Source organism: Mesorhizobium sp. ArgA1, from assembly GCF_053714375.1.
This window is the reverse complement of the sequence record NZ_JBSKBQ010000005.1, coordinates 222,746-242,806: the sequence shown is the minus strand read 5'-3', so window position 1 is coordinate 242,806 and position 20,061 is coordinate 222,746. Positions and strand designations below refer to the sequence as shown.

Here is a 20,061-nt window from a genome sequence, read left to right as displayed (position 1 = left end):
TCTTCGTCCGCGCCGTGGTCGATCAGCTTCGGACGATGACGCCAGGTGACGTTGGTCGCACTGCGAAAACCGAGCCTATCCGGTCCACCCCAGGCCGGACGAAATACAATTGATCGAGACAAGCAGCGCATCTGTCGCCCGCTTTTGATCCGCCGCGCCGGTATTCGCCCTGACTTCTCGCAGCAGATCGACCTGCAGCCGGTGGATGTCGTCCATCTGGCCCCGCAGGCTGTCGAAACGCCGCTTGAACATGGGAAAGCGCACGGAAAGGTCGCCTCCGGTGAGGTCGCGGATCAGGCGTCGCGTCAATTCGTACTCGGCGGCGATGCGCGTGTGGATTCTTGCCGCGGCATCGCTGTCGGACACCAGGCCGGCGTAGAGCCGCGCGATCTCCATGTCGGACTGGTAGAGCGTCTTCTCCGCCTCGTCGACGATCAAACGGAAGAAGCGCGAGTGTTCGAACATGCGTGCCAGAAGGTCTCGCCCGGCATCGCCGCGCACCGCGACGAAGGAACTCAGCGCGCTGCCGATGCCATACCAGCCAGTCAGCAGATGGCGGTTCTGGCTCCAGGCGAACACCCAGGGGATGGCGCGCAGATCGGCAATGCCGCCGGCGCCGAAACGGCGCTCCGGCCGTGAGCCCATTTTCAGCAGCCCCAGCTCCGCCACCGGGCTCGCCTGGTTGAAATAGTCGAGGAAGCCTGGCTCCGCCATCAACCTGGCATAGGAGGCCTGCGACATGCCGGCCAACGCTTCCAGCGCTTCCTCGAACTCAGGCGTTTGCTTCGCCTCGACATCGCTGGGTGAACCGACACTGTGGGCCAGCACGCCGGCGGCGAGGATCTCGAGCTGGTTGAGGCCGGTGCCGCGATTGGCGAATTTCGACGACACGACCTCGCCCTGTTCCGTCACCCGCATGGACCCAGTGACGGTGCCTGCCGGCTGCGCGGCGATCGCCCGGCCGGTCGGCGCGCCGCCACGGCTGACGGAGCCGCCACGGCCGTGGAAGAAGCTGATCCGGACCTTTTGCTTGCGCCCGACCGCCGCGAGGCGCTTCTGCGCCTTTGCCAGTTCCCAGTTGGAGGCCAGGAAACCGCCGTCCTTGTTGGAATCGGAATAGCCAAGCATGATTTCCTGGCGCGCGCCGAAATCGCGCACCGTGCGCCGTACCAGCGATGTGTCGAGCAAGCCGTTGAGGATGGCAGGGGCGGCCTGCAGGTCGGCGATGGTCTCGAACAAGGGAACGATCCGCAGCCTGATCGTGCCGCCGCTGCCGGTCGACAGCCCGCAATATTGCGCCAGCAGATAGACCGCGAGCAGGTCGTCGACCGAGCGGGTCATCGAGAGAACGAAACTGCCGACGGCATCGGCATCGGAGCCGGAAGTGGCGATGACCGCGAATGTCGAAAGCAGTTCTTGTGCTTCGGGCGAGAGGCGGCCGGCGTCGATCTCCAATTGCTCGCTTTGGCTGAGGGCTGAGCGTATGCGCGCCGACCACTGCGGCGTGCCGGCCGCGACGGGATCGGCGGTCAGCGCAAACAGCTCGGCCAGCACGCGGTTGACGACCGTGGAGTTCTGCCTGACATCGAGCGAGACCGTCCGAAAGCCGAAGCTTCCGACTTGCTGGAGCAGTGGCTGGACGAAACGCCTGGCCACAGCTCGGCCTCCGATCGCCTCAAGGACGGAAGACAGCCCGCTGAGATCGGCACCGAACGCTTCTGCCGAGGGGTACGCTGCCACACCGCCATCTCGCGTGGCCTCAAGCCGGGCCAACAAGGCCGAAGCGAACTGGCGCAGCGGTTCTTCAGGGTTGCGCGCGACGATGTCGTGCGCTTGTCCGCTTTTGTCGAGTGCCTTTTGCAGCAGCGGCGTGAAGCTTTCCGGCAGGTCGACGACGTTCGAACTGACGCTGAGCACCGTCACCAGCCGCTGCATTTGCGTCAGGTACCAGCCAATGGCGGTGTTGCGGTATTCGGCCAAGGCACGGGCGGTCATGGCGGCGGTCACGTTCGGATTGCCGTCGCGGTCACCGCCGATCCACGAGGCATAGCGCATGAAGGAAGGAATTCTGACCGGCTCTCCGGGATAGTGACGCTGGAAGGCGTCCTGAAGCTTGCCGTAGAGCTGTGGCGTCGCCTCGAAAATGACTTCGCGAAAGAAATGCAGGCCCCAGGCGATTTCGCGTTCGACCGTCGGGCGCTCCAGCCGCAATTCGCCCGTCATCCACAAAAGCTCGACCTCGCTTTCCAGATCGGCCACCAGAAGATCGCGTTCGCGTGGCGCCCAGCGCGGCTGGTCGAGCTCGGTCAGCTTGCGATAGATGCGGCGGTGGATTTCGAGAACGGTGACGCGTTTGGCCTCCGTCGGGTGCGCTGTCATGGTCGGGCCGACGCAGAGCCCGTCGAGTGTCGCCTGGACTTCCTGCGCCGAGAGGCCGTTCGCCGCCATCTGCGCGATCACGCTGGCGAAGGATCCGGGCACTTCGTCGGCGCCGGCACATTGTTCGAGTTCGCGGCGCGTGCGCATGGCAAGCAACTCATCTGATATCGCCAGCAACTGGAACCATACGCCGCTCGCCTGAAGGGCCGGGATGCGCTGTTCCGGGGCCAGCGAGACAAGCGACCTGCGCCCGCTCAGAACGGCGGCGATCTCGGGCTCGCGCGCGCTTGCGACCTGAAGCAGCAGCCGCAACAAAAGGCTGCGCTCGTCCTCGCGAAATTTTATGGGTTTGCTCTGTTCCAACCGCTTTCCTCCTCGGGCCGAGGTTGGCCTGTGGTCAGGCGACCCGATCTGGCACCGGGCGGCCCTCGAAGAAGGCGGTCAGGTTCTCCACCACCTTCATGCCCATCGCCACCCGCGTTTCCTCGGTCGCGGAGCCCAGATGCGGCAACAGGACCACGTTCTCCAGCCGCTTCAGTGCTTCTGGAACAGCCGGTTCGCCGTCAAAAACATCGAGGCCCGCGCCGGCGATTTCGCGCCTTTCCAGCGCACCGATCAGGGCGTCCTGATCGACGACGTCGCCTCGTGCCGTGTTGATCAGGAAGGCGCCGGGTTTCATCAGCCGCAGGCTGCGGGCGTCGATGAGGTGGCGGTTTTCCGCGCCACCCGGACAGTGCAAGGACACGAAGTCGGATGCCGTGAGCAGTCCTTCCAGGGTTTGCATCTGGACGGCGCCCATGGCGCGGGTCTCGTCGTCGTCGATCGGCGAGCGGTTGAAGAACACGATCCTCATGCCGAAACCGAAATGCGCGCGCCTGGCGGTTGCCTTGCCGATGCGGCCCATGCCGACAATGCCGAGCGTCTTGCCCGACACTTTCGCGCCGGCCATGTGCGTCGGCGACCAGCCGCGCCATTCTCCGGCGCGTAGCTGGCGCTCGCCTTCGCCGGTCCGCCGCGCCACAGCCAGGATCAGGCTGAGCGCCAGGTCGGCGGTGCAATCGGTCAGCACACCCGGCGTGTTGGTCACCACGATGTCGCGTTCGCGGGCGGCCGCGACATCGATATGACTGAAGCCGACGCCGAAATTGGCGATGATCCGGGTGCGAGCGGAGGATTCTGGAAACACCTCGTCTGGCAAGCGGTCGCTGACCGTTGCCAGGATCGCATCATAGTCGGCGAAAGCCGATCCAATCGCGGCCGGGCTCAAGGGCGTGTCGCTGATGTTGAACGTCGTGTCGAAGCGCTCGGCGAGGATCGCTTCGACCGCGGCCGGCCATTTGCGGGTGACAATCAAACGCGGTTTCATCTGACATCCTGCCAATCGACGGGGTTGGCGATGGCGCCAACCCTCACATTCCGGATATTCAGGCGTTGGCCTCACGCCGCTTTCTTCATCCGCGACAGCGTATCGGCCACCACCTCGCCGAAGGACGACGGCGTCGGCACGATGACGACGCCCGCGTCTTTGAGGATTTCGACCTTCTCCTGCGCCGACTCGCCGAAGGCCGAGATGATGGCGCCGGCGTGGCCCATGCGGCGGCCTTTCGGAGCGGAGAGGCCGGCGATGTACGCGATCAGCGGCTTCCTCATATTGTCGCGCGCCCAGATCGCGGCTTCGGCTTCCTGTGGACCGCCGATCTCGCCGATCATCACCACGGCGTCGGTCTCGTCATCCTGCTCGAACAGCTTCAGCATATCTTTGAACGAAGAGCCGTTGATCGGATCGCCGCCGATGCCGACGCTGGTCGAAACGCCGATGCCGAGCGCCTTCATCTGCGACGCGGCTTCGTAGCCCAACGTGCCGGAGCGGCCGACAATGCCGACGCGGCCGGGCAGATAGATCGAGCCCGGCATGATGCCCATCAGCGCCTGTCCCGGCGTAATGACGCCGGCGCAGTTCGGGCCGATCAGCCGCATGCGGTCTTCGTAGCGGTAGCGGCGCATGTAGCGTTTGACCTGCATCATGTCCTGCGAAGGGATGCCGTCGGTGATGCAGACGCAGAGCTTGATGCCGGCATCCGCCGCTTCCATGATCGAATCGGCGGCGAAGGGCGGCGGCACGAAGACGATGCTGGCCTCGGCGCGGGTCTCGCGCACCGCGCCCTTGACCGTGTTGAAGACGGGCAGGCCGAGATGCTTCTGGCCGCCCTTGCCGGGGGTGACGCCGCCGACCAGCTTGGTGCCGTAGCGCTTCATGTCCTCGGCATGAAAACTGCCGATCTTGCCGGTGAACCCCTGGACGATGACGCGGGTGCTGCGGTTGAGCAGGATTGCCATGTGTTCTCCCTCCCTCAGGCTGCTTTTTTCTTGGTGGCCGCGCGCCATGCGGCGACGGCCTTTTCGGCGGCTTCGGCCAGCGTGTCGGCAACGATCACCGCTTCGCCGGAATCGGCCAGGATTTTTCGACCTTCCTCGGCCTTGGTGCCGGAGAGCCGCACCACCAGCGGCACGGTGACGCCGACCTCGCGGATCGCCTTGATGACGCCCTCGGCGACCCAGTCGCAGCGGTTGATGCCGGCAAAGATGTTGACCAGGATGGTCTCGACATTCTTGTCGCCGAGCACGGCTCGGAAGGATTTCGCCACACGCTCGGGCGAGGCGCCGCCGCCAATGTCGAGGAAGTTGGCCGGCTCGCCGCCGGCGATCTTGATCATGTCCATGGTGGCCATAGCCAAGCCCGCGCCATTGATGATGCAGCCTATGTTGCCGTCGAGGCCGACATAGGAGAGGCCACGGTCGCTGGCGAAGGTTTCGCGCGGGTCTTCCTGGCTCTTGTCGCGCAGTTCGGAGATTTCCGGCCGCCGGAACAGCGCGTTCTCGTCGAACGACATCTTTGCGTCGAGCGCGATCAGATTGCCGTCGCGGGTCACCACCAGCGGGTTGATCTCCAGCATCGAGGCGTCGTAGTCGCGGAACACCTGGTAGCAGCTGAAGATGGTTTCGGTCGCCTTGCCGATCAGATTGTCCTCAAGCCCAAGCCCGAAGGCGATTTCGCGCGCCTGGAAGCGCTGCATGCCGACGCCGGGATCGACCGCCGCGCGGATGATCGAATCCGGCGCAGTCTCGGCGATCTCCTCGATTTCCATGCCGCCCGCTGCCGAAGCGACGATCATGACGCGCTCCTCCTTCCGGTCGAGGACGAAGCCGAGATAGAGCTCCTGCGCGATATCGACGGCTTCCTCGAGATAGAGACGCGAGATCAGTTTTCCGCGCGGGCCGGTCTGGTTGGTCACCAGCTTGCGGCCGAGCATCGCTTCGGCGGCGTTGGAAATCTCGTCGTCATTGACGCACAGCTTGATGCCGCCTGCCTTGCCGCGCGCGCCGGAGTGAACCTGCGCCTTCAGCACCCATTTGCCGCCGCCGATTTCGCGCGCCCTGTAGGTCGCCTGCTCGGGGCTGTAGGCCAGTCCGCCGCGCGGCACGTGCACGCCGTGGCGGGCCAGCAGTTCCTTGGCCTGGTATTCGTGGATGTCCATCTTGTCCTCCCGGTGTATTAGTGCGCGGCGACGCGGGCCTGGCCCGCGCGTTCGATCGCTTCGTTCACCACCAGCACGTTGCGCGCCATGCGCTCCGACGCGGCGTCGATCATCTTGCCGTCGAGCGCTGCCGCGCCCTTGCCGGCGGCCTCGGCCTCCTTCAGCACCTCAAGGATGCGCCTGGCGCGGGTGACTTCCTTTTCCGGCGGCGAGAAGACGTCGTTGGCAAGCGCGATCTGCGACGGGTGGATGGCCCATTTGCCTTCGATGCCCAGCGCCGCGGCGCGCCTGGCGCCGGCGATGTAGCCCTCCGGATCGGAGAAGTCGCCGAACGGCCCGTCAATGGCGCGCAGGCCATAGGCGCGGCAGGCGACGGTCATGCGCGACAGCGCGAAATGCCACTGGTCGCCGGGATAATCGGGGTTGAGGCCGCCAATGTTGACGGTGCGGGCCTTGCAGCTAGCGGCGTAATCGGCGACGCCGAAATGCATGGCTTCCAGCCGGCCGGGCGTGGCGGCAATCGCCTCGACATTGGCCATGCCGAGCGCGGTTTCGATCAGCGCCTCGAGACCGACGCGGGTCTTGTAGCCCTTCGCCATCTCGATCTGGCTGACCATGGCCTCGACCATGTAGAGGTCGGCCGGCACGCCGACTTTCGGCACCAGAATGGTGTCCAGCCTGTCGCCGGCCTGTTCCATGACGTCGACCACGTCGCGGTACATGTAATGGGTGTCGAGCCCGTTGATGCGCACCGAGACGGTCTTGCCCTTGGCGCGCCAGTCGATGTCGTTCAGCGCCTGGATGATGTTCTTGCGGGCGCGCTCCTTGTCGGGCGGGGCGACCGCATCCTCGATGTCGAGGAAGATGAAGTCGGCGGCGCTGTTGGCCGCCTTGTCGATCATCTCCGGGCTGGAGCCGGGAACCGCAAGTTCGCTGCGCTGCAGCCGCAGTTTCTTCAAATGGTTGATGGTGTGGCTCATCGTCTTGTCCCTCAGGCGGCTTCGGCGACCGGCACGGCGGCCGAGGCGCGGAAATGCTGGATGGCGGCACCGACACCGGAGCCTGGCGCCAGCCGGACGCCGCAATCGAGCAGCGTAAGTTCAGCCGCGGACAGAGAGGCCAGCACCATCACCTCGTTCAGCCAGCCGAGATGGCCGATGCGGAAGACCTTGCCGGCCACCTTGTTCAGCCCGCCGCCAAGAGAGGTCTGGTAGGCCCCGGCTGCACGCTTGACGACGTTGGCGCTGTCGATGCCTTCCGGCACCAGAATGGCGCTGACCGTATCGGAGTGCCATTTCGGCGCCTTGGCGCATAGCTTCAGGCCCCAGGCATCGACCGCCTTGCGCACGCCTTCGGCCAGACGATGGTGGCGGGAAAAAATGGTTTCGAGCCCTTCCTCGGCGATCAGGTCGAGCGAGGCGCGCAGGCCGCGCAGCAGCTGTGTAGCCGGCGTATAGGGAAAATAGCCGGTGTCGTTGGTACGGATCATGTCCTCGAAGGAGAAGTAGCAGCGGCGGTGCGTCGCCGTGCGCGATGCGGCGAGCGCTTTCTGGCTGACGGAGAGGAAACCGAGGCCGGCGGGCAGCATGAAACCTTTCTGTGAGCCCGAGACAGCGCAGTCGACGCCCCATTCCTCCTGGCGGAAGTCGATCGAGCCGATCGACGAGACGCCGTCGACAAACAGCAGGGCAGGGTGGTTTGCGTCGTCGAGCGCGGCGCGGCAGCCAGCGACATCGCTGGTGACACCGGTCGCCGTCTCGTTCTGGGTGCAGAAGACCGCCTTGATCTGGTGCGCCTTGTCGGCCTTCAGCCGCTCGGCATAGAGCTCGAGCGGCACACCCGTTCCCCATTCGCAGTCGATGACATCGACCTCGAAGCCGAGGCGCTCGGCCATGTCGACCCACAGATGCGAGAACTGGCCGAAGCGCGACATCAGCACGCGGTCGCCGGGGCTGAGCACATTGGTCATCGCCGCTTCCCAGGCGCCGGTGCCGGAGGAGGGGTAGATGAAGACGCGGCCGGTCTCGTTCTTGAAAACTTTTTTGATGTCTTCGAACAGCGGCAAAGTGAGATCCGGGAAGGACGCGGCGCGCATATCCTCCATCGGCAGGTTCATCGCCTGCCGGACCTGCTCGGGAATATTGGTCGGTCCGGGAATGAAAAGATGGGTGAAACCGGCCATGGTGCGAACTCCTCCTGATCCAGCAAAGCGGTGATGATGGGGAGTTTCGTTTCGACGGCTAAAGGCGACAACACCTTGCCGGGTAACATCTCACTGCCTGCGGGTGGGGGAGGCCTACCCGATCGGCCTACCCGGGTAGCACGGTGTTTGTCCTACCCGAAAGGTTGTTTCGAGGTGCGCCTTTCCCTCGAATAGAGGGCGACAGCCATGGCCCGATTGCGGACGTCGAGCTTGTCGTAGAGATTCTTGAGGTGGTATTTTACCGTATTCTCGGAAATCCCCGTCCGCGTTGCGATCTGCAGATTGGTCCAGCCGTCGGACAGCACCGCCAGCAGTTCGCGCTCGCGCACGGTGAGCTGCGCCAAGGGCGTGTCGTTGACCTTGTTGATGTCGATATAGGGGATGCAGATGCGGCCATGCGCGACCGCCAGGATCGTTTCGAAGATGATCGACGGGTCGTCGAACTGGAAGCAGTAGCCCTGGGCGCCGAGCCGCACGCACTGCTTCAGGATGCCGATGTCGTGGTCGTTGGAAAACACCGCGATGCGCACGCCGAGCTTGCGGCTGTGAACCTCGGCCAACACATCGGCGCCGTCCATGTCGGCGAGCTTCCAGCCGATGACGGCGACGTCGAATTCACCTTCCGCTGCCAGCTCGATGAAACGCCTGCCGCTTTGCACACAGGCCAGGAGCTCGAAGCGCCCGTCGCAGTCCAGCATTTCGCGTAGCGCCGATATCACGAGCGGATTGCGTTCGGCCACGACCACGCGCACGCGCCGTTCCGCGGTTGCCTTGGTTTCTGTCTGTGACCTGGTCTTCAAGGGCTTCCGGCTGTTCTGGTTGCGGGCCTGGGCGGGTCCGGCTGATATCGGGACCTGCATCATGACAATTCTGCCTCAACCGCTAGGGGGTGCTCTTTCCCCAGCGACATGCGCTGTCGCGCTGCCTTAAGCCGGTGGGGCATCGGTTTTTGATGGAAACGGCATCGTTGCTGCGGCTGGAGCGATCTTGCTGCCCGGTGTCGTCAATTGACCGGATAGGGTGTATTTCGTTTGATATTCCGTGCGTTAGGGCGATAGGTTCGCAAATCGAATCGTACTGCCGCTTCATGCTCTATTCCTAAGATTGCAGTTTGTCCGGAATCCTGATGGCGGGAGGCGCCGGTGGAAGGCGAACACGAACAGACGAGCGGCGCCAAAGCCGCTGACGACACCCACGTCGACATCTATGGCGAGGACGGCGTCGTTCTGTCGTCGTTCCTGGCGCAGATCGGCGCTGCCATCGCCGATCGCGACACGCTGACGCTGAAGCGCGAAGTCGACGACCTGCACCAGTCGGAACTCGGCGATCTGCTCGAGGCGCTGCACCCCGAACAGCGCCGCGCCCTGGTCGAGCTTCTCGGCACCGATTTCGACTTTTCGGCGCTGACCGAAGTCGACGAGGCGATCCGCCGCGACATCGTCGACAGCCTGCCCAACGAACAGATCGCCCAGGGCGTTCAGGACCTCGATTCCGACGACGCGGTCTACATTCTCGAAGACCTCGAAAAGGAAGACCAGGACGAGATCCTGTCGCAACTGCCGTTCACCGAGCGGATCAGGCTGCGCCGCTCGCTCGACTATCCCGAAGAGACGGCCGGCCGCCGCATGCAGACCGAGTTCGTCGCCGTGCCGCCGTTCTGGACCATCGGCCAGACGATCGACTACATGCGTGAGGACAAGAACCTTCCCGACCGTTTCAGCCAGATCTTCGTCATCGATCCGAGCTTCAAGCTGCTTGGGGCTATCGACCTCGACCAGATCCTGCGCACCAAGCGCGCGGTCAAGGTCGAGGAGGTGATGCATGAGACGCGTCACGCCATCCCGGCCACCATGGACCAGGAAGAGGCGGCGCGGGACTTCGAACAGTACGATCTTCTCTCCGCCGCCGTCGTCGACGAGAACGAACGGCTGGTCGGCGTGCTGACCATTGACGATGTCGTCGACGTCATCCAGCAGGAGGCCGAGGAAGATCTGTTGCGAATGGGCGGCGTCGGCGACGAAGAGTTGTCCGACAGCATCCTGTCGACCTCGCGCTCGCGCGTTCCCTGGCTGCTCGTAAATTTGCTGACCGCGTTCCTCGCAGCATCGGTGATCGGCCTGTTCGACCGCACCATCGAGCACATCGTGGCGCTGGCCGTACTGATGCCGATCGTGGCCGGCATGGGCGGCAATGCGGGCTCGCAGACCATGACCGTCACCGTGCGTGCGCTGGCGACGAAGGACCTCGACATCTACAATGCCGGACGCATCATCCGCCGCGAAATGGGCGTGGGTTCGATCAACGGCATCATCTTTGCCGTGCTGATAGGCATCGTCGCTGCGGCCTGGTTCCGCGATCCCAATCTGGGCGGCATCATCGCGGCGGCGATGATCATCAACATGTTCGTGGCCGCCCTTGCCGGCATCCTGATCCCGCTGTTGCTCGACCGCTTCAAGATCGATCCGGCGGTGGCGTCGGCGGTTTTCGTCACCACGGTCACCGACGTCGTTGGTTTTTTTGCCTTTCTTGGCCTGGCGACCTGGTGGTTCGCGGTGCCCTAGAGAAAGGGCAGCGCGGCCTCAATTGACTTTTACGTAAATGCCGTGCGACGTTCGTGTCGGGGTTTCACGCCGAGTCCGGCTTGGAACGGGGTTGATCGGAATGCGTTGGAAATGCCGGCGACCGGTCATTTTCCAATGTCCGACATTTGGAGCGAGAATGCGGGAATATTATTCGATCACCGAACTGACGCGCGAATTCGACGTGTCGACGCGCACGCTGCGCTTTTACGAGGATGAGGGGCTGGTGCAGCCGGTCCGGCGCGGCCGCACAAGGCTGTTTCGACCTTCGGACCGACATCTGATCCGCCAGATCATGCGTGGAAAGCGACTCGGCTTCTCGATCAACGAGATTCGCGAAATCATCCAGATGTACAAGGAGCCGCCAGGCGAGGTCGGCCAGCTCAACCTGATGATCAGGCGCATCGAGGAAAAGCGCGAGGATCTCAGGCAGAAGCGGCGGGATCTTGAAGAAACGCTGGCGGAACTCGACCAGGCGGAAGAGTCGTGCGTGGAGCGGCTGGTGGAGCTAGGGGTTAATACCTGAACCTTCGTCATTCTAGGGCGAAGCAGGAGCGGAAGCTCCGTCGCGAAGACCCTGGAATCCATTCCGTGACCTTGGCCGTGGAGTGCCGCGGCGCATAATTTCGCAACTCGCTGCTTGCTCCGCCCGTGGGCGTATCAGTCACTCGCCGAAGTACCGCTCTCAGATCCAGCGCCGGACCCGCTTGGCGTAGTCGCGATACTTCTTGCCGAATTTGGCCGCCAGCACTTTTTCCTCGCTCTCGATCGCGACCTTCTGGGTGGCGAAGGCCGCGATCAGCGCCAGCGGCAGGAACCAGACGATCCCTGAAACGAAGGCGGCGCCAATCAGCAGCAGCGTGTTGGCGAGATACATCGGATTGCGGGTGACGCCGAACGGGCCTGACGTCACCAGATGCTCCGGCACGCCATTGGGGTTCATGGTCGTCCTGGCCCGCATCATGGTGCGGATCGCGGTGAACCACAGTGCGGCGACGGCAAACAGCACCACAAAGCCGGCGGCGAACAAAAGGTCGCCCAGCAGGTCGCCGATCCAGGGCAGGGGATAGAGTAAGCCGAGCACGACACTGATGGCGATGGCGGCGCAGTAGATCAGCGGCGGCCACGGAATCAGTCCTCGTTTCGGCGGCCCGGGTTTTGGCGCCTTGTCGGTCATTGTTGCCCTCCCTGCGTCATCGGGCTCTCCTCCGTCTTGGCGGTGCAGATGCCGGCGAGTTCACCGAGATGCGCCTTGAACTCCGGGGTCTGGTCGCCATTGTAGAGCCGGTCGAATGCTGCCTCGCCTTGCAGCGTGTCCAGCATGCACACACAATAGCTGGCGCAGAACTCCGTGTCGCGCTGCTGTTCGCAGGATACCTGGCATTCCTTGAGGAACACCACTTCCCGTGTCTCGACCGGCGCCGGCGCGATCTGCGAGAACAGCCAGACACAGCCGAACAGCAACGGCTGGTGGATCAGGTAGAAAGCCAGGCTGTGGCGGCCGATGAAGGTGAGCGGCTTGGCCCAGCTTCCTGATGTCAGCGTCGCCAGCCGCGCCAGCACGCCGCTGGTGGAGGCGAGTTTTGCCGCGGCGATGCCGAAAAGCACCGCGCCGTACCATGGAAACAGCGGCACATAATCGTTGGAGCGCGGGTTGATCGCCGACAGGCCGACCCACCAAAGTGCTGGATGATCGAAGGCTTCGGATCGGAGATAGAGGGGGGCTGCGATCACCATCGCCGCCACGACCAGCGTCAGCAGCGCCGGCAGCCGCAGGAACAGAAGGCCGAGCAGGCTGGCCAGCGCGATCTCGTGCAGGATGCCGAAGAAGATGAAGCTGTCGGGCGTGATGAAATACGTGACCGCCGATATGGCCACCGCCGCGACGGCTACCATGGCGAACCGCTTCCAGAAGCCGTTCCAGCGGATCTGCCTGCCATGGGCGAGGAACAGGCTGACGCCGACCAGGAACAGGAAGGTCGAGGCGATGCAGCGCGCATAGATCTTCCACCAGCCGACGGCGGTAAGGCCGGGATCGGTGTAGTGGAAATTTTCGAGATCCCAGGTGAAGTGGTAGCTGGCCATGGCGATCAGCGCGATGCCGCGCACGATGTCGATGGCGACGATGCGCTTCGGTCGATCTCCAGGGGGTGCGGTATGAATGCTCATGGTCTCGCGATCTGAATCAGCCCTTGAAGACGACTATCACGGTTGCACCGGACAAAAGAAGGCCGCCCGCGCTTGCCTGCGGGGCGCATCGCGCATGCTGCATCAGCCGACGCTTGAGGCCTGCGGCGGAAGGCCTTTGACCGAATTCGTTTTTTGCCGGGAACGGATCGGTGTTCGCCACGCCCAGCGTGCTGGCGCGGTCTGCGGCTTCGCAACGTGGCGCTATCTGCCGAAGTCTCTCTGAGGATCAGAGCGCCGCGTGCCGCTCGCGCACCCAGTTGTGGAAGCGGTGCAGATCGTATTCCTCGGGCATCAGCACGCCCGCCTGGTGGCGCATCGAGCGCAGGCCTTTCTGGTTGATCTCGCAGATCGCGGCATCCTCCTCCAGCACCTGGGTGCCGAAGGCGACGACATTGTCGATGTCGGTCTCAGCCAGTGCCTCCGGCGCGAACAGCCATTCGGCGGTGAGTTCGGTCTGCTCGGGGCCGAGCGGTGTCAGCCGCACGGTGCGGACATAGTCGACATGGCCGACGATGAACATCGAGGGCAGATTGGTGGCATAGGTCTGGCCGGCCGCGCGCTCGGCCGGCGTCAGGCCGGAGAAGACCGGGCCATGGGCGTGTCCATCGCGCGACCAGGTCTCGGCGCCGGCGCGCAAGCCACCGGAAAACTCCGGCGCGTCATTGTCGGCATGGCGAACCCATTCGGGGTCGTCGTGCCGGCTCATCAGGCCGCGGCCGTAAATCGGCACCAGCCGCGACAGGTCCTTGTGGACGCCGGGGCAGTGCAAGCACTCGTTGAAGTTCTCCCAAAAGATCTTCCAGTTGCAGTTCATCACCTTGCGCAGCACATGGCCTGATATCAGCGTTTCCAGCGGCCAGTTGCCGAGGTTGCCGGATGCCGGATCGAAGGATGCCTGGGCCGAGCCGGTGGCATCCTCCTGCAGGTTGACGAAGACAAAGCCGCGCCAGACCGAGAGCGCCACGCGGTAGAGCGGATGGTCGGCCTTGTCGAAACCCTCGGGCAGCAATTTCGAGGGAACGCGCACGAGGTCGCCGCGCAGCGAATAGGACCAGGCGTGGTAGGGGCAGGTGATGAGCCGCGCCTTCAGCCGGCCCTCGCTCTCCTGGCACAGTTGCGAACCGCGATGCCGGCAGGTGTTGTGGAAGGCGCGCAGTTCGCCGGTGTCGTCGCGCAGCACGACGATCTCCTGCGTGCCGACGCGGAAGGTCCTGAACGCCAAAGGCTGGGCAAGGTCGGCCTCGCGGCAGACGAGCAGCCAGCTTTTGTACCAGATGGCGTCGAGATCGCGCTGGTAGCTTTCCGCGTCCCAATAGGCCGAGGACGGCAGCGTCGGTTCGGCCTTGGTCAGGCCGTTGTAGGGGGCGCGCTGGCTTGGATTGGGTTGCATGGCTGGCGTCCTCTAAGGATACGCCAGCCGACACCCCGGCAAATCGTTTGTCAATCAGGGTGCCGCATTGCCGGTTTGGGGCGCGGCGCATAATCATGTCGTGGATATGGGGGATTCGGAACGTGGCCGCACGACAGATGTCGCTTACGCCGGAATTGGTCGCGCGCTGCTGGCGCGAGATCGCCGACGCCGGACCTGACCCGGAGGCGATGCACCTCGATGACAGCGACTACGATGCGCTGCTGGACGAACTTCAGGCCGAACTCCCCGATAGCGAACCGCTGTGGCTGTTCGGCTACGGCTCGCTGATCTGGAAACCGGAAATCGATTATGTCGAGGACCGCGTCGCCCTGGCGCGCGGCTGGCACCGCTCCTTTTGCATGAACATGACGCGCTGGCGGGGCACCAAGGAAAGCCCGGGCCTGATGATGGCGCTCGACAGTGGCGGACAGTGCAAGGGCGTCGCCTTCCGGCTGGCCGATGACAACCGGCGAGAGCAGTTGGGCCGGCTGTTCCGGCGCGAAATCACACTGAAGCCGACAAGCTACCGGCCGCGCATGCTGAAGCTTGCAAGCGAGGCCGGTCCGCTCAGAGCCCTGGCTTTCGTCATCAACCGCAACGGGCTGACCTATTCCGGCCCGCTCGACGAAGCGAAGATCGTCGACAGGCTGGCCACATCCTGCGGGCACTGGGGGTCGGGCGCCGACTATCTCTACAACACGGTGAAGAATCTGGAGGAGCGCGGCATTCACGATCGTCATCTGTGGCGGCTGCAGCGGCTGGTTGCCGATCGGATCACCGCCTTGAACACGTAACGCTGCATGGCGCATTCGCGCTGTTGGCCGGCGGAATTTGGTTTGCCGGATGCGGCTGTTTCAGCCTATAGTCACGCATGTCGTCGGTTCCATTAGGGACCAAGAGGGAATGCGGTGAGGGCTGACTTGTTGCCCGATGCCGTGGCTGCCCCCGCAACTGTGTGCGGTAGTCCTCTCCAAGCCACTGAGGATTTTTCTTCGGGAAGGTGGGGAAGGGCGCTGATCCGCGAGCCAGGAGACCTGCCGGCGACAGGGAACTGACTTCGATGCCCTCGGGTGGAGGGCGAAAGGACAAGATATGAATACCGCTTCCGTCTCCCTCGGCGCTTCCGTCTCCTCGCAGTCGCGCTTCATGCAGCTCGTGCTAAGCGCGTTTCTAGGCATTTTCGTCATCGGCGTTGTCGGCTTCTCGCATATCGATGCTGTCCACAATGCCGCGCACGACTATCGCCATTCGATGGCGTTTCCCTGCCACTGACGAGGATCTGACATCATGAACCTGTTTCGCAACGTCGTGTTCGTCGCGGCGATTGCCGGGCTCGTGGCTGGCGTCGTTCTCGCCTGCATGCAGGCCTATGCCACCGTGCCGCTCATCTTGAAGGCGGAAGTCTACGAACAGGCCGGTGGCGGCCATGACCATGAGCATGCTGCGGCGCCCGCCGCCAACGCTGCGGGCACCAAGGCCATGAGCACCGCTGCGCCGGCGGAAAATGCCATGAGCACCGCAGCACCCGCACCGGCTGAAGCGGCCGCGCCGGCGGAGGACGAAGGCTGGGCGCCGGCCGATGGCTTCGAGCGCTTCGCGTTCAGCGTGCTGGCCAATATCGTCACCGGCATCGGCTTCGCGCTGGTCCTGGTGGCGGTTTCCGAATTCGCCGGTGGCATCGGCAACTGGCGCCAGGGCGTATTCTGGGGTCTGGCCGGCTTTGCCGTGTTCACGCTGGCGCCGGGCCTCGGCCTGCCGCCGGAACTGCCGGCAATGCCGGCGGCCGATCTCATGCCGCGCCAGATCTGGTGGTGGTCAACGGTGGCGGCGACCGCCATTGGCCTTGCCTTGATCGCCTTCCGCACCTCGGCGCCGCTGACTGTCCTTGCCGTTGTCCTGATTGTCGCCCCGCATATTGTCGGCGCGCCACAGCCCGACAGTTTCGAGACGCCGATCCCGGAAGGCCTGCACCATCAGTTCGTGGTGGCGGTGACGGTGACCAATCTGGTGTTCTGGCTGGTGCTCGGCGCCGTCATTGGCGTGGTGCGCGGACGCTTCACCGGTACGACGACCAGCCTGCGCGACAGCTTTGCCTGATCGCAGTTTGACCTTCATCATCGGCGGTGCGCGCTCCGGCAAGAGCGCGCACGCCGAGACCCTGGCGACGGCACTGCCGCCGTCATGGATCTATATCGCCACCGCTGAAGCCTATGACGACGAGATGCGCGCGCGCATCGCGTTGCATAGGTCGCGGCGCGGCGAGGGGTGGGCGACCATCGATGCGCCGCTCGACCTCGCCGGCGCGCTCAAGGCGCTACCCGACAACCAGCCAGTGCTCGTCGACTGCCTGACGCTGTGGTTGACCAATCATATGCTTTCCGACCATGATCTTGACGCAGAATGCCGGCGGCTTGGCGATGTGCTGGCGCGGCCGCGCGGACCGTGGTTCGTGGTCTCCAACGAAGTCGGGCAAGGCATCGTACCCGAAAATGCGCTGGCGCGCCGTTTCCGCGACGCTGCCGGCCGGCTCAACCAGCAGGTCGCGGCCATTGCCGATACGGTGCTATTGATGGTGGCCGGGCTGCCGCTCAAGGTGAAATAATGACCGATATCGACGCAAGAGACGAAGAACGCCACCGCGCCAAGATGGCCAAGCGCAAGGCGGTGCAGGATGCCGAGGTTGCGGAAAAGACGGTCGAGAAGGGGCTGCTGATCGTCAACACAGGCCCCGGCAAGGGCAAGACCACGGCTGCCTTCGGGCTGGCGTTGCGCATGCTCGGCTACGGCAAGCGTGTCGGCGTCGTCCAGTTCATCAAGGGCAAATGGCACACCGGCGAAAAGGATGCCTTTGCCGCCTTCGGCGACCGCGTCGTCTGGCACACGATGGGCGAGGGTTTCACTTGGGAAACGCAGGATCTGAAGCGCGACATCGCGGCTGCCGAAGCCGCCTGGGCCAAGGCGCTGGAGCTGATCGCCGAACCCTCTATCAGCCTTGTCGTGCTCGACGAACTGAACATCGCGCTGCGCTACGACTATCTCGACCTCGACAAGGTGGTGGCGGCGTTGAAAGCGCGGCGCGAAGGCCTGCATGTCGTCGTCACCGGCCGCAACGCCAAGCCGGCACTGGTCGAGGCCGCCGACCTCGTCACGGAAATGGGCGTGACCAAGCATCATTTCTCGGCCGGCGTGAAAGCGCAGCAGGGGATCGAGTTCTAACCTATTTCAGAACGTCAGATAGATCAGTACCGCCGAGAGCAATCCGAACAACCCAATCAGCAGATAATCCGCGACCTGATAGAGTTTCAGCGCCCGCCTGATGTCCAGGCTCTCCGCCTCGCGCCGGCCGCCTTCGCCCATGAACGCATCCTCAACGACAACGCCCCCATAGCTGCGCGGGCCGGCGAGCGCCAGGCCGAGGGCGCCGGCCATAGCGGCCTCTGGCCAGCCGGCATTGGGCGAGCGATGCTTTTTGGCGTCGCGCCGCACTGCTTCCCAAGCGTTGCGGGGATCGGCGCCACTGACAAGAAAGGCGGCGCCAATGATGAGCAGCGCGGTCAGCCGGGAGGCCGGCAGGTTGATCCAGTCGTCGAAAAGTGCTGCCGCCCGGCCGAAGGCCTCGTGGCGCGGGGTGCGGTGGCCGATCATCGAATCGGCGGTGTTGGCGGCCTTGTAGGCGACGCCGCCGGCCAGCCCGCAAACGCCGGTCCAGAAGGCGGGTGCGACGATGCCATCGGAAAAATTCTCTGCCAGGCTTTCGATCGCGGCGCGGCTGACGCCGGCGTGATCGAGCTTTTCGGGATCGCGGCCGACGATGCGCGCAACCGCAATGCGCCCGAGCGCCAGTCCGCCTGTGTCCAGCGCATCGGCCACGGCTTCGACATGTTCGGTGAGACTCTTCTGCGACAGCAGCGACGATGCCAGGATCGCCGTGACGATCATGCCGGCAGGAAAGAGCTGCCAGAGCAGGATTTGTACGATGAAGGCAATCACCGCCGGCACCAGCACAATGACCAGCAGCGCGTGTACGCCGCGGCGGCGACGCAAGGCGTCGGAATCAGCGGCGCGGTTGAGCCTGAGGTCGAGAAAGGATATCAGCCTGCCGAACCAGGTGACGGGATGGCCAACGGCACGGAACAGCCAGTCCGGGTAGCCCAGGATGCGTTCGATGACCAGTGACAGGAAAGCGATCAGGACCGACATGAAGCTTTCTGATGGAGCGATTGCTGCGGTGGATCACGGTGGATCCCTTGGCCGGGCGAGCGCGCTCTTCCCCCACGCGCCACAGCCTTTCGTCGATCTCTCGACGGGTATCAATCCGCACTCCTACCCGCTTTTCGAGCTGCCCGCCACCGCTCTGTCACGATTGCCGGAAGCGGCGCGTCTGCGTGAGCTGGCCAGGATCGCGGCAGGCGCCTATGGCGCGCCTTCGGCAGCTCATGTGGCATCCGCCCCGGGCACGCAGATCCTGCTGCCGCGCGTCGCTTCGCTAGTGGGCCCCGGCCGGGCGCTGGTGTTGGGGCCGACCTATGCCGAGCACCCCAGGGCCGCTGCGATTGCCGGCCATGCCGTCGCGGAGGCCGACGATGTCAAGGCGCTTGCTGCGGCCGACCTCGCCATCGTCGTCAATCCAAACAACCCGGACGGGCGCGTTGTGCCGCGGGAAAGTCTGCTGCGACTTGCGGCGGAATTGCGCGCCAGAGGCGGACTACTGGTCGTCGACGAGGCCTTCATGGATGTCGGCCCGGATGCGGAAAGCCTCGCCGGTGATGTCGGGCAGGGCGGTATCGTCGTGCTGCGTTCCTTCGGCAAGTTCTTCGGCCTTGCCGGCCTGCGGCTCGGCTTTGCGCTTGCCGATGCGTTGACGGTCGAAAGGCTTGAAACGCAATTCGGCCCGTGGGCCGTCGCCGGCCCAGCACTGGAGTATGGCATCCGCGCGCTTGCCGACAGCGGCTGGCAAGCTGACATGCGGCGGCGGCTGGCCCAGGATGCGGCGCGGCTTGATGCGCTGTTTGCACGCTTCGGTGTCGCTGTCACCGGTGGCACGACGCTGTTTCGCTATCTTCAAATGCCGGACGCCGTCGGGCTGTTTTCGGCGCTCGGTGAGCACGGCATCCTGCTTCGGCATTTTGCCGACCGGCCGCAGGTACTGCGTGCCGGGCTGCCGGGGTCCAATGAGGAATGGCGGCGGCTCGAATCGGCGCTTGCAGAGTGGCACGCACGGCGCGACGATGGCGCCAGGGAGATTGCGCGATGATCCATGTCTGTTCGCTGGCAAAGCTCGAGGATACGGTGGCCAGAAGCGGCGCCGAGCGCGTGCTGTCGCTGCTTGCTGCCGGCACCGAGGTGACGCGGCCGGCCTCGATCTCCAGGGAAAACCACCTGCATCTGGTCATGCACGATATTGCGGTGGCGCAGGACGGGATGACCATGCCGGGCGAAGACCATGTGCGCAATCTGCTCGACTTCGCCCGCAAATGGGATCGCGCGAAGCCAATGGTCGTGCATTGCTATGCCGGCATCAGCCGCTCGACCGCCTCGGCCTACATCATTGCGGCGGCGCTCGCTCCGAAGCGCAACGAGGTGGAGCTGGCGCAGACGTTGCGGAAGCTTTCGCCCTCGGCGACGCCCAACCCGCGGCTGATCGCCGTCGCGGACACTCTGCTTGGCCGCGATGGCCGCATGATCGAAGCGATCGAGGCGATCGGGCGTGGCGCCGATGCTTTTGAGGGCACGCCTTTCGTTCTCAGGATCGACGGCTGAGCG

20 protein-coding genes and 1 riboswitch are annotated in these 20,061 nt (G+C 64.4%); of the genes, 9 read left to right on the top strand and 11 right to left on the bottom strand.

Annotated features, from left to right (window positions below; all coding sequences use genetic code 11):
* Nucleotides 1–75 precede the first annotated feature (75 nt).
* The 7 genes from ACWGTI_RS15385 to ACWGTI_RS15355 form a co-directional block, all read right to left on the bottom strand.
* The gene (locus ACWGTI_RS15385) at nt 76–2,742 is read right to left on the bottom strand and encodes a phosphoenolpyruvate carboxylase (RefSeq protein WP_454587891.1); all 2,667 of its coding nucleotides are present in this window, start codon (nt 2,740–2,742) and stop codon (nt 76–78) included.
* Between the two features lie 34 nt (nt 2,743–2,776).
* On the bottom strand, nt 2,777–3,745 hold the full coding sequence (locus tag ACWGTI_RS15380; protein WP_454587890.1) for a 2-hydroxyacid dehydrogenase: 969 nt from the start codon (nt 3,743–3,745) through the stop codon (nt 2,777–2,779).
* Nucleotides 3,746–3,816: 71 nt separating this feature from the next.
* A complete protein-coding gene (gene sucD, locus ACWGTI_RS15375) occupies nt 3,817–4,716 on the bottom strand; it encodes a succinate--CoA ligase subunit alpha (protein ID WP_454577546.1) in 900 nt (299 codons plus the stop codon).
* A 14-nt stretch (nt 4,717–4,730) separates the two neighbouring features.
* A complete protein-coding gene (locus tag ACWGTI_RS15370; RefSeq protein ID WP_454577545.1) occupies nt 4,731–5,915 on the bottom strand; it encodes a malate--CoA ligase subunit beta in 1,185 nt (394 codons plus the stop codon).
* Nucleotides 5,916–5,932: 17 nt separating this feature from the next.
* Nucleotides 5,933–6,895 carry an HpcH/HpaI aldolase/citrate lyase family protein gene (locus ACWGTI_RS15365; protein ID WP_454587889.1) on the bottom strand — a complete coding sequence of 321 codons (963 nt, stop codon included), beginning with the start codon at nt 6,893–6,895 and terminating at the stop codon, nt 5,933–5,935.
* Nucleotides 6,896–6,906: 11 nt separating this feature from the next.
* Nucleotides 6,907–8,097 (bottom strand): aminotransferase class V-fold PLP-dependent enzyme, encoded by a 1,191-nt coding sequence (locus tag ACWGTI_RS15360; RefSeq protein ID WP_454587888.1) that lies wholly within the window; start codon nt 8,095–8,097, stop codon nt 6,907–6,909.
* A gap of 152 nt (nt 8,098–8,249) precedes the next feature.
* Nucleotides 8,250–8,870, bottom strand: coding sequence for a response regulator transcription factor (locus ACWGTI_RS15355; RefSeq protein WP_454587966.1), 621 nt, complete (start codon nt 8,868–8,870; stop codon nt 8,250–8,252).
* A gap of 390 nt (nt 8,871–9,260) precedes the next feature.
* On the opposite strand from ACWGTI_RS15355, the gene mgtE reads away from it, so the two are divergent.
* Entirely contained in the window at nt 9,261–10,679 is a 1,419-nt protein-coding gene (gene mgtE, locus ACWGTI_RS15350; protein WP_454587887.1) for a magnesium transporter, read from the top strand.
* 157 nt (nt 10,680–10,836) lie between these two features.
* Nucleotides 10,837–11,223, top strand: a complete 387-nt coding sequence (locus ACWGTI_RS15345; protein WP_095494799.1) for a MerR family transcriptional regulator — start codon at nt 10,837–10,839, stop codon at nt 11,221–11,223.
* A 159-nt stretch (nt 11,224–11,382) separates the two neighbouring features.
* Here ACWGTI_RS15345 and ACWGTI_RS15340 read toward each other — a convergent pair whose 3' ends face one another.
* The 3 genes from ACWGTI_RS15340 to ACWGTI_RS15330 form a co-directional block, all read right to left on the bottom strand.
* On the bottom strand, nt 11,383–11,874 hold the full coding sequence (locus tag ACWGTI_RS15340) for a methyltransferase family protein (protein ID WP_454587886.1): 492 nt from the start codon (nt 11,872–11,874) through the stop codon (nt 11,383–11,385).
* Complete coding sequence (locus tag ACWGTI_RS15335) at nt 11,871–12,866, bottom strand: DUF1624 domain-containing protein (RefSeq protein ID WP_454587885.1); 996 nt, start codon at nt 12,864–12,866, stop codon at nt 11,871–11,873. The genes ACWGTI_RS15340 and ACWGTI_RS15335 overlap by 4 nt, the downstream gene beginning before the upstream one ends.
* A 247-nt stretch (nt 12,867–13,113) precedes the next feature.
* Complete coding sequence (locus ACWGTI_RS15330; protein WP_454587884.1) at nt 13,114–14,277, bottom strand: aromatic ring-hydroxylating oxygenase subunit alpha; 1,164 nt, start codon at nt 14,275–14,277, stop codon at nt 13,114–13,116.
* A 122-nt stretch (nt 14,278–14,399) separates the two neighbouring features.
* Here ACWGTI_RS15330 and ACWGTI_RS15325 point away from each other — a divergent pair, with 122 nt between their 5' ends.
* The 5 genes from ACWGTI_RS15325 (at nt 14,400) to cobO (ending at nt 17,514) form a co-directional block, all read left to right on the top strand.
* Entirely contained in the window at nt 14,400–15,092 is a 693-nt protein-coding gene (locus ACWGTI_RS15325; RefSeq protein ID WP_454587883.1) for a gamma-glutamylcyclotransferase, read from the top strand.
* 67 nt (nt 15,093–15,159) lie between these two features.
* Nucleotides 15,160–15,354, top strand: a riboswitch (cobalamin riboswitch).
* A 36-nt stretch (nt 15,355–15,390) separates the two neighbouring features.
* Nucleotides 15,391–15,570, top strand: coding sequence for a CbtB domain-containing protein (locus ACWGTI_RS15320; RefSeq protein WP_112565177.1), 180 nt, complete (start codon nt 15,391–15,393; stop codon nt 15,568–15,570).
* 15 nt (nt 15,571–15,585) lie between these two features.
* On the top strand, nt 15,586–16,395 hold the full coding sequence (locus ACWGTI_RS15315; RefSeq protein WP_454587882.1) for a CbtA family protein: 810 nt from the start codon (nt 15,586–15,588) through the stop codon (nt 16,393–16,395).
* On the top strand, nt 16,388–16,900 hold the full coding sequence (gene cobU, locus ACWGTI_RS15310; RefSeq protein ID WP_454587881.1) for a bifunctional adenosylcobinamide kinase/adenosylcobinamide-phosphate guanylyltransferase: 513 nt from the start codon (nt 16,388–16,390) through the stop codon (nt 16,898–16,900). Before ACWGTI_RS15315 ends, cobU begins: the two co-directional genes overlap by 8 nt.
* Nucleotides 16,900–17,514, top strand: a complete 615-nt coding sequence (cobO, locus tag ACWGTI_RS15305; protein ID WP_454587880.1) for a cob(I)yrinic acid a,c-diamide adenosyltransferase — start codon at nt 16,900–16,902, stop codon at nt 17,512–17,514. The genes cobU and cobO overlap by 1 nt, the downstream gene beginning before the upstream one ends.
* A gap of 6 nt (nt 17,515–17,520) precedes the next feature.
* Here the strand turns inward: cobO and cbiB are convergent, their stop codons facing one another.
* On the bottom strand, nt 17,521–18,498 hold the full coding sequence (cbiB, locus tag ACWGTI_RS15300) for an adenosylcobinamide-phosphate synthase CbiB (protein ID WP_454587879.1): 978 nt from the start codon (nt 18,496–18,498) through the stop codon (nt 17,521–17,523).
* Here cbiB and cobD point away from each other — a divergent pair.
* Together cobD and ACWGTI_RS15290 are read left to right on the top strand one after the other, a co-directional pair.
* Nucleotides 18,497–19,552 carry a threonine-phosphate decarboxylase CobD gene (gene cobD, locus ACWGTI_RS15295; protein ID WP_454587965.1) on the top strand — a complete coding sequence of 352 codons (1,056 nt, stop codon included), beginning with the start codon at nt 18,497–18,499 and terminating at the stop codon, nt 19,550–19,552. The genes cbiB and cobD overlap by 2 nt on opposite strands.
* On the top strand, nt 19,549–20,058 hold the full coding sequence (locus tag ACWGTI_RS15290; RefSeq protein ID WP_454587878.1) for a tyrosine phosphatase family protein: 510 nt from the start codon (nt 19,549–19,551) through the stop codon (nt 20,056–20,058). The genes cobD and ACWGTI_RS15290 overlap by 4 nt, the downstream gene beginning before the upstream one ends.
* Nucleotides 20,059–20,061 lie beyond the last annotated feature (3 nt).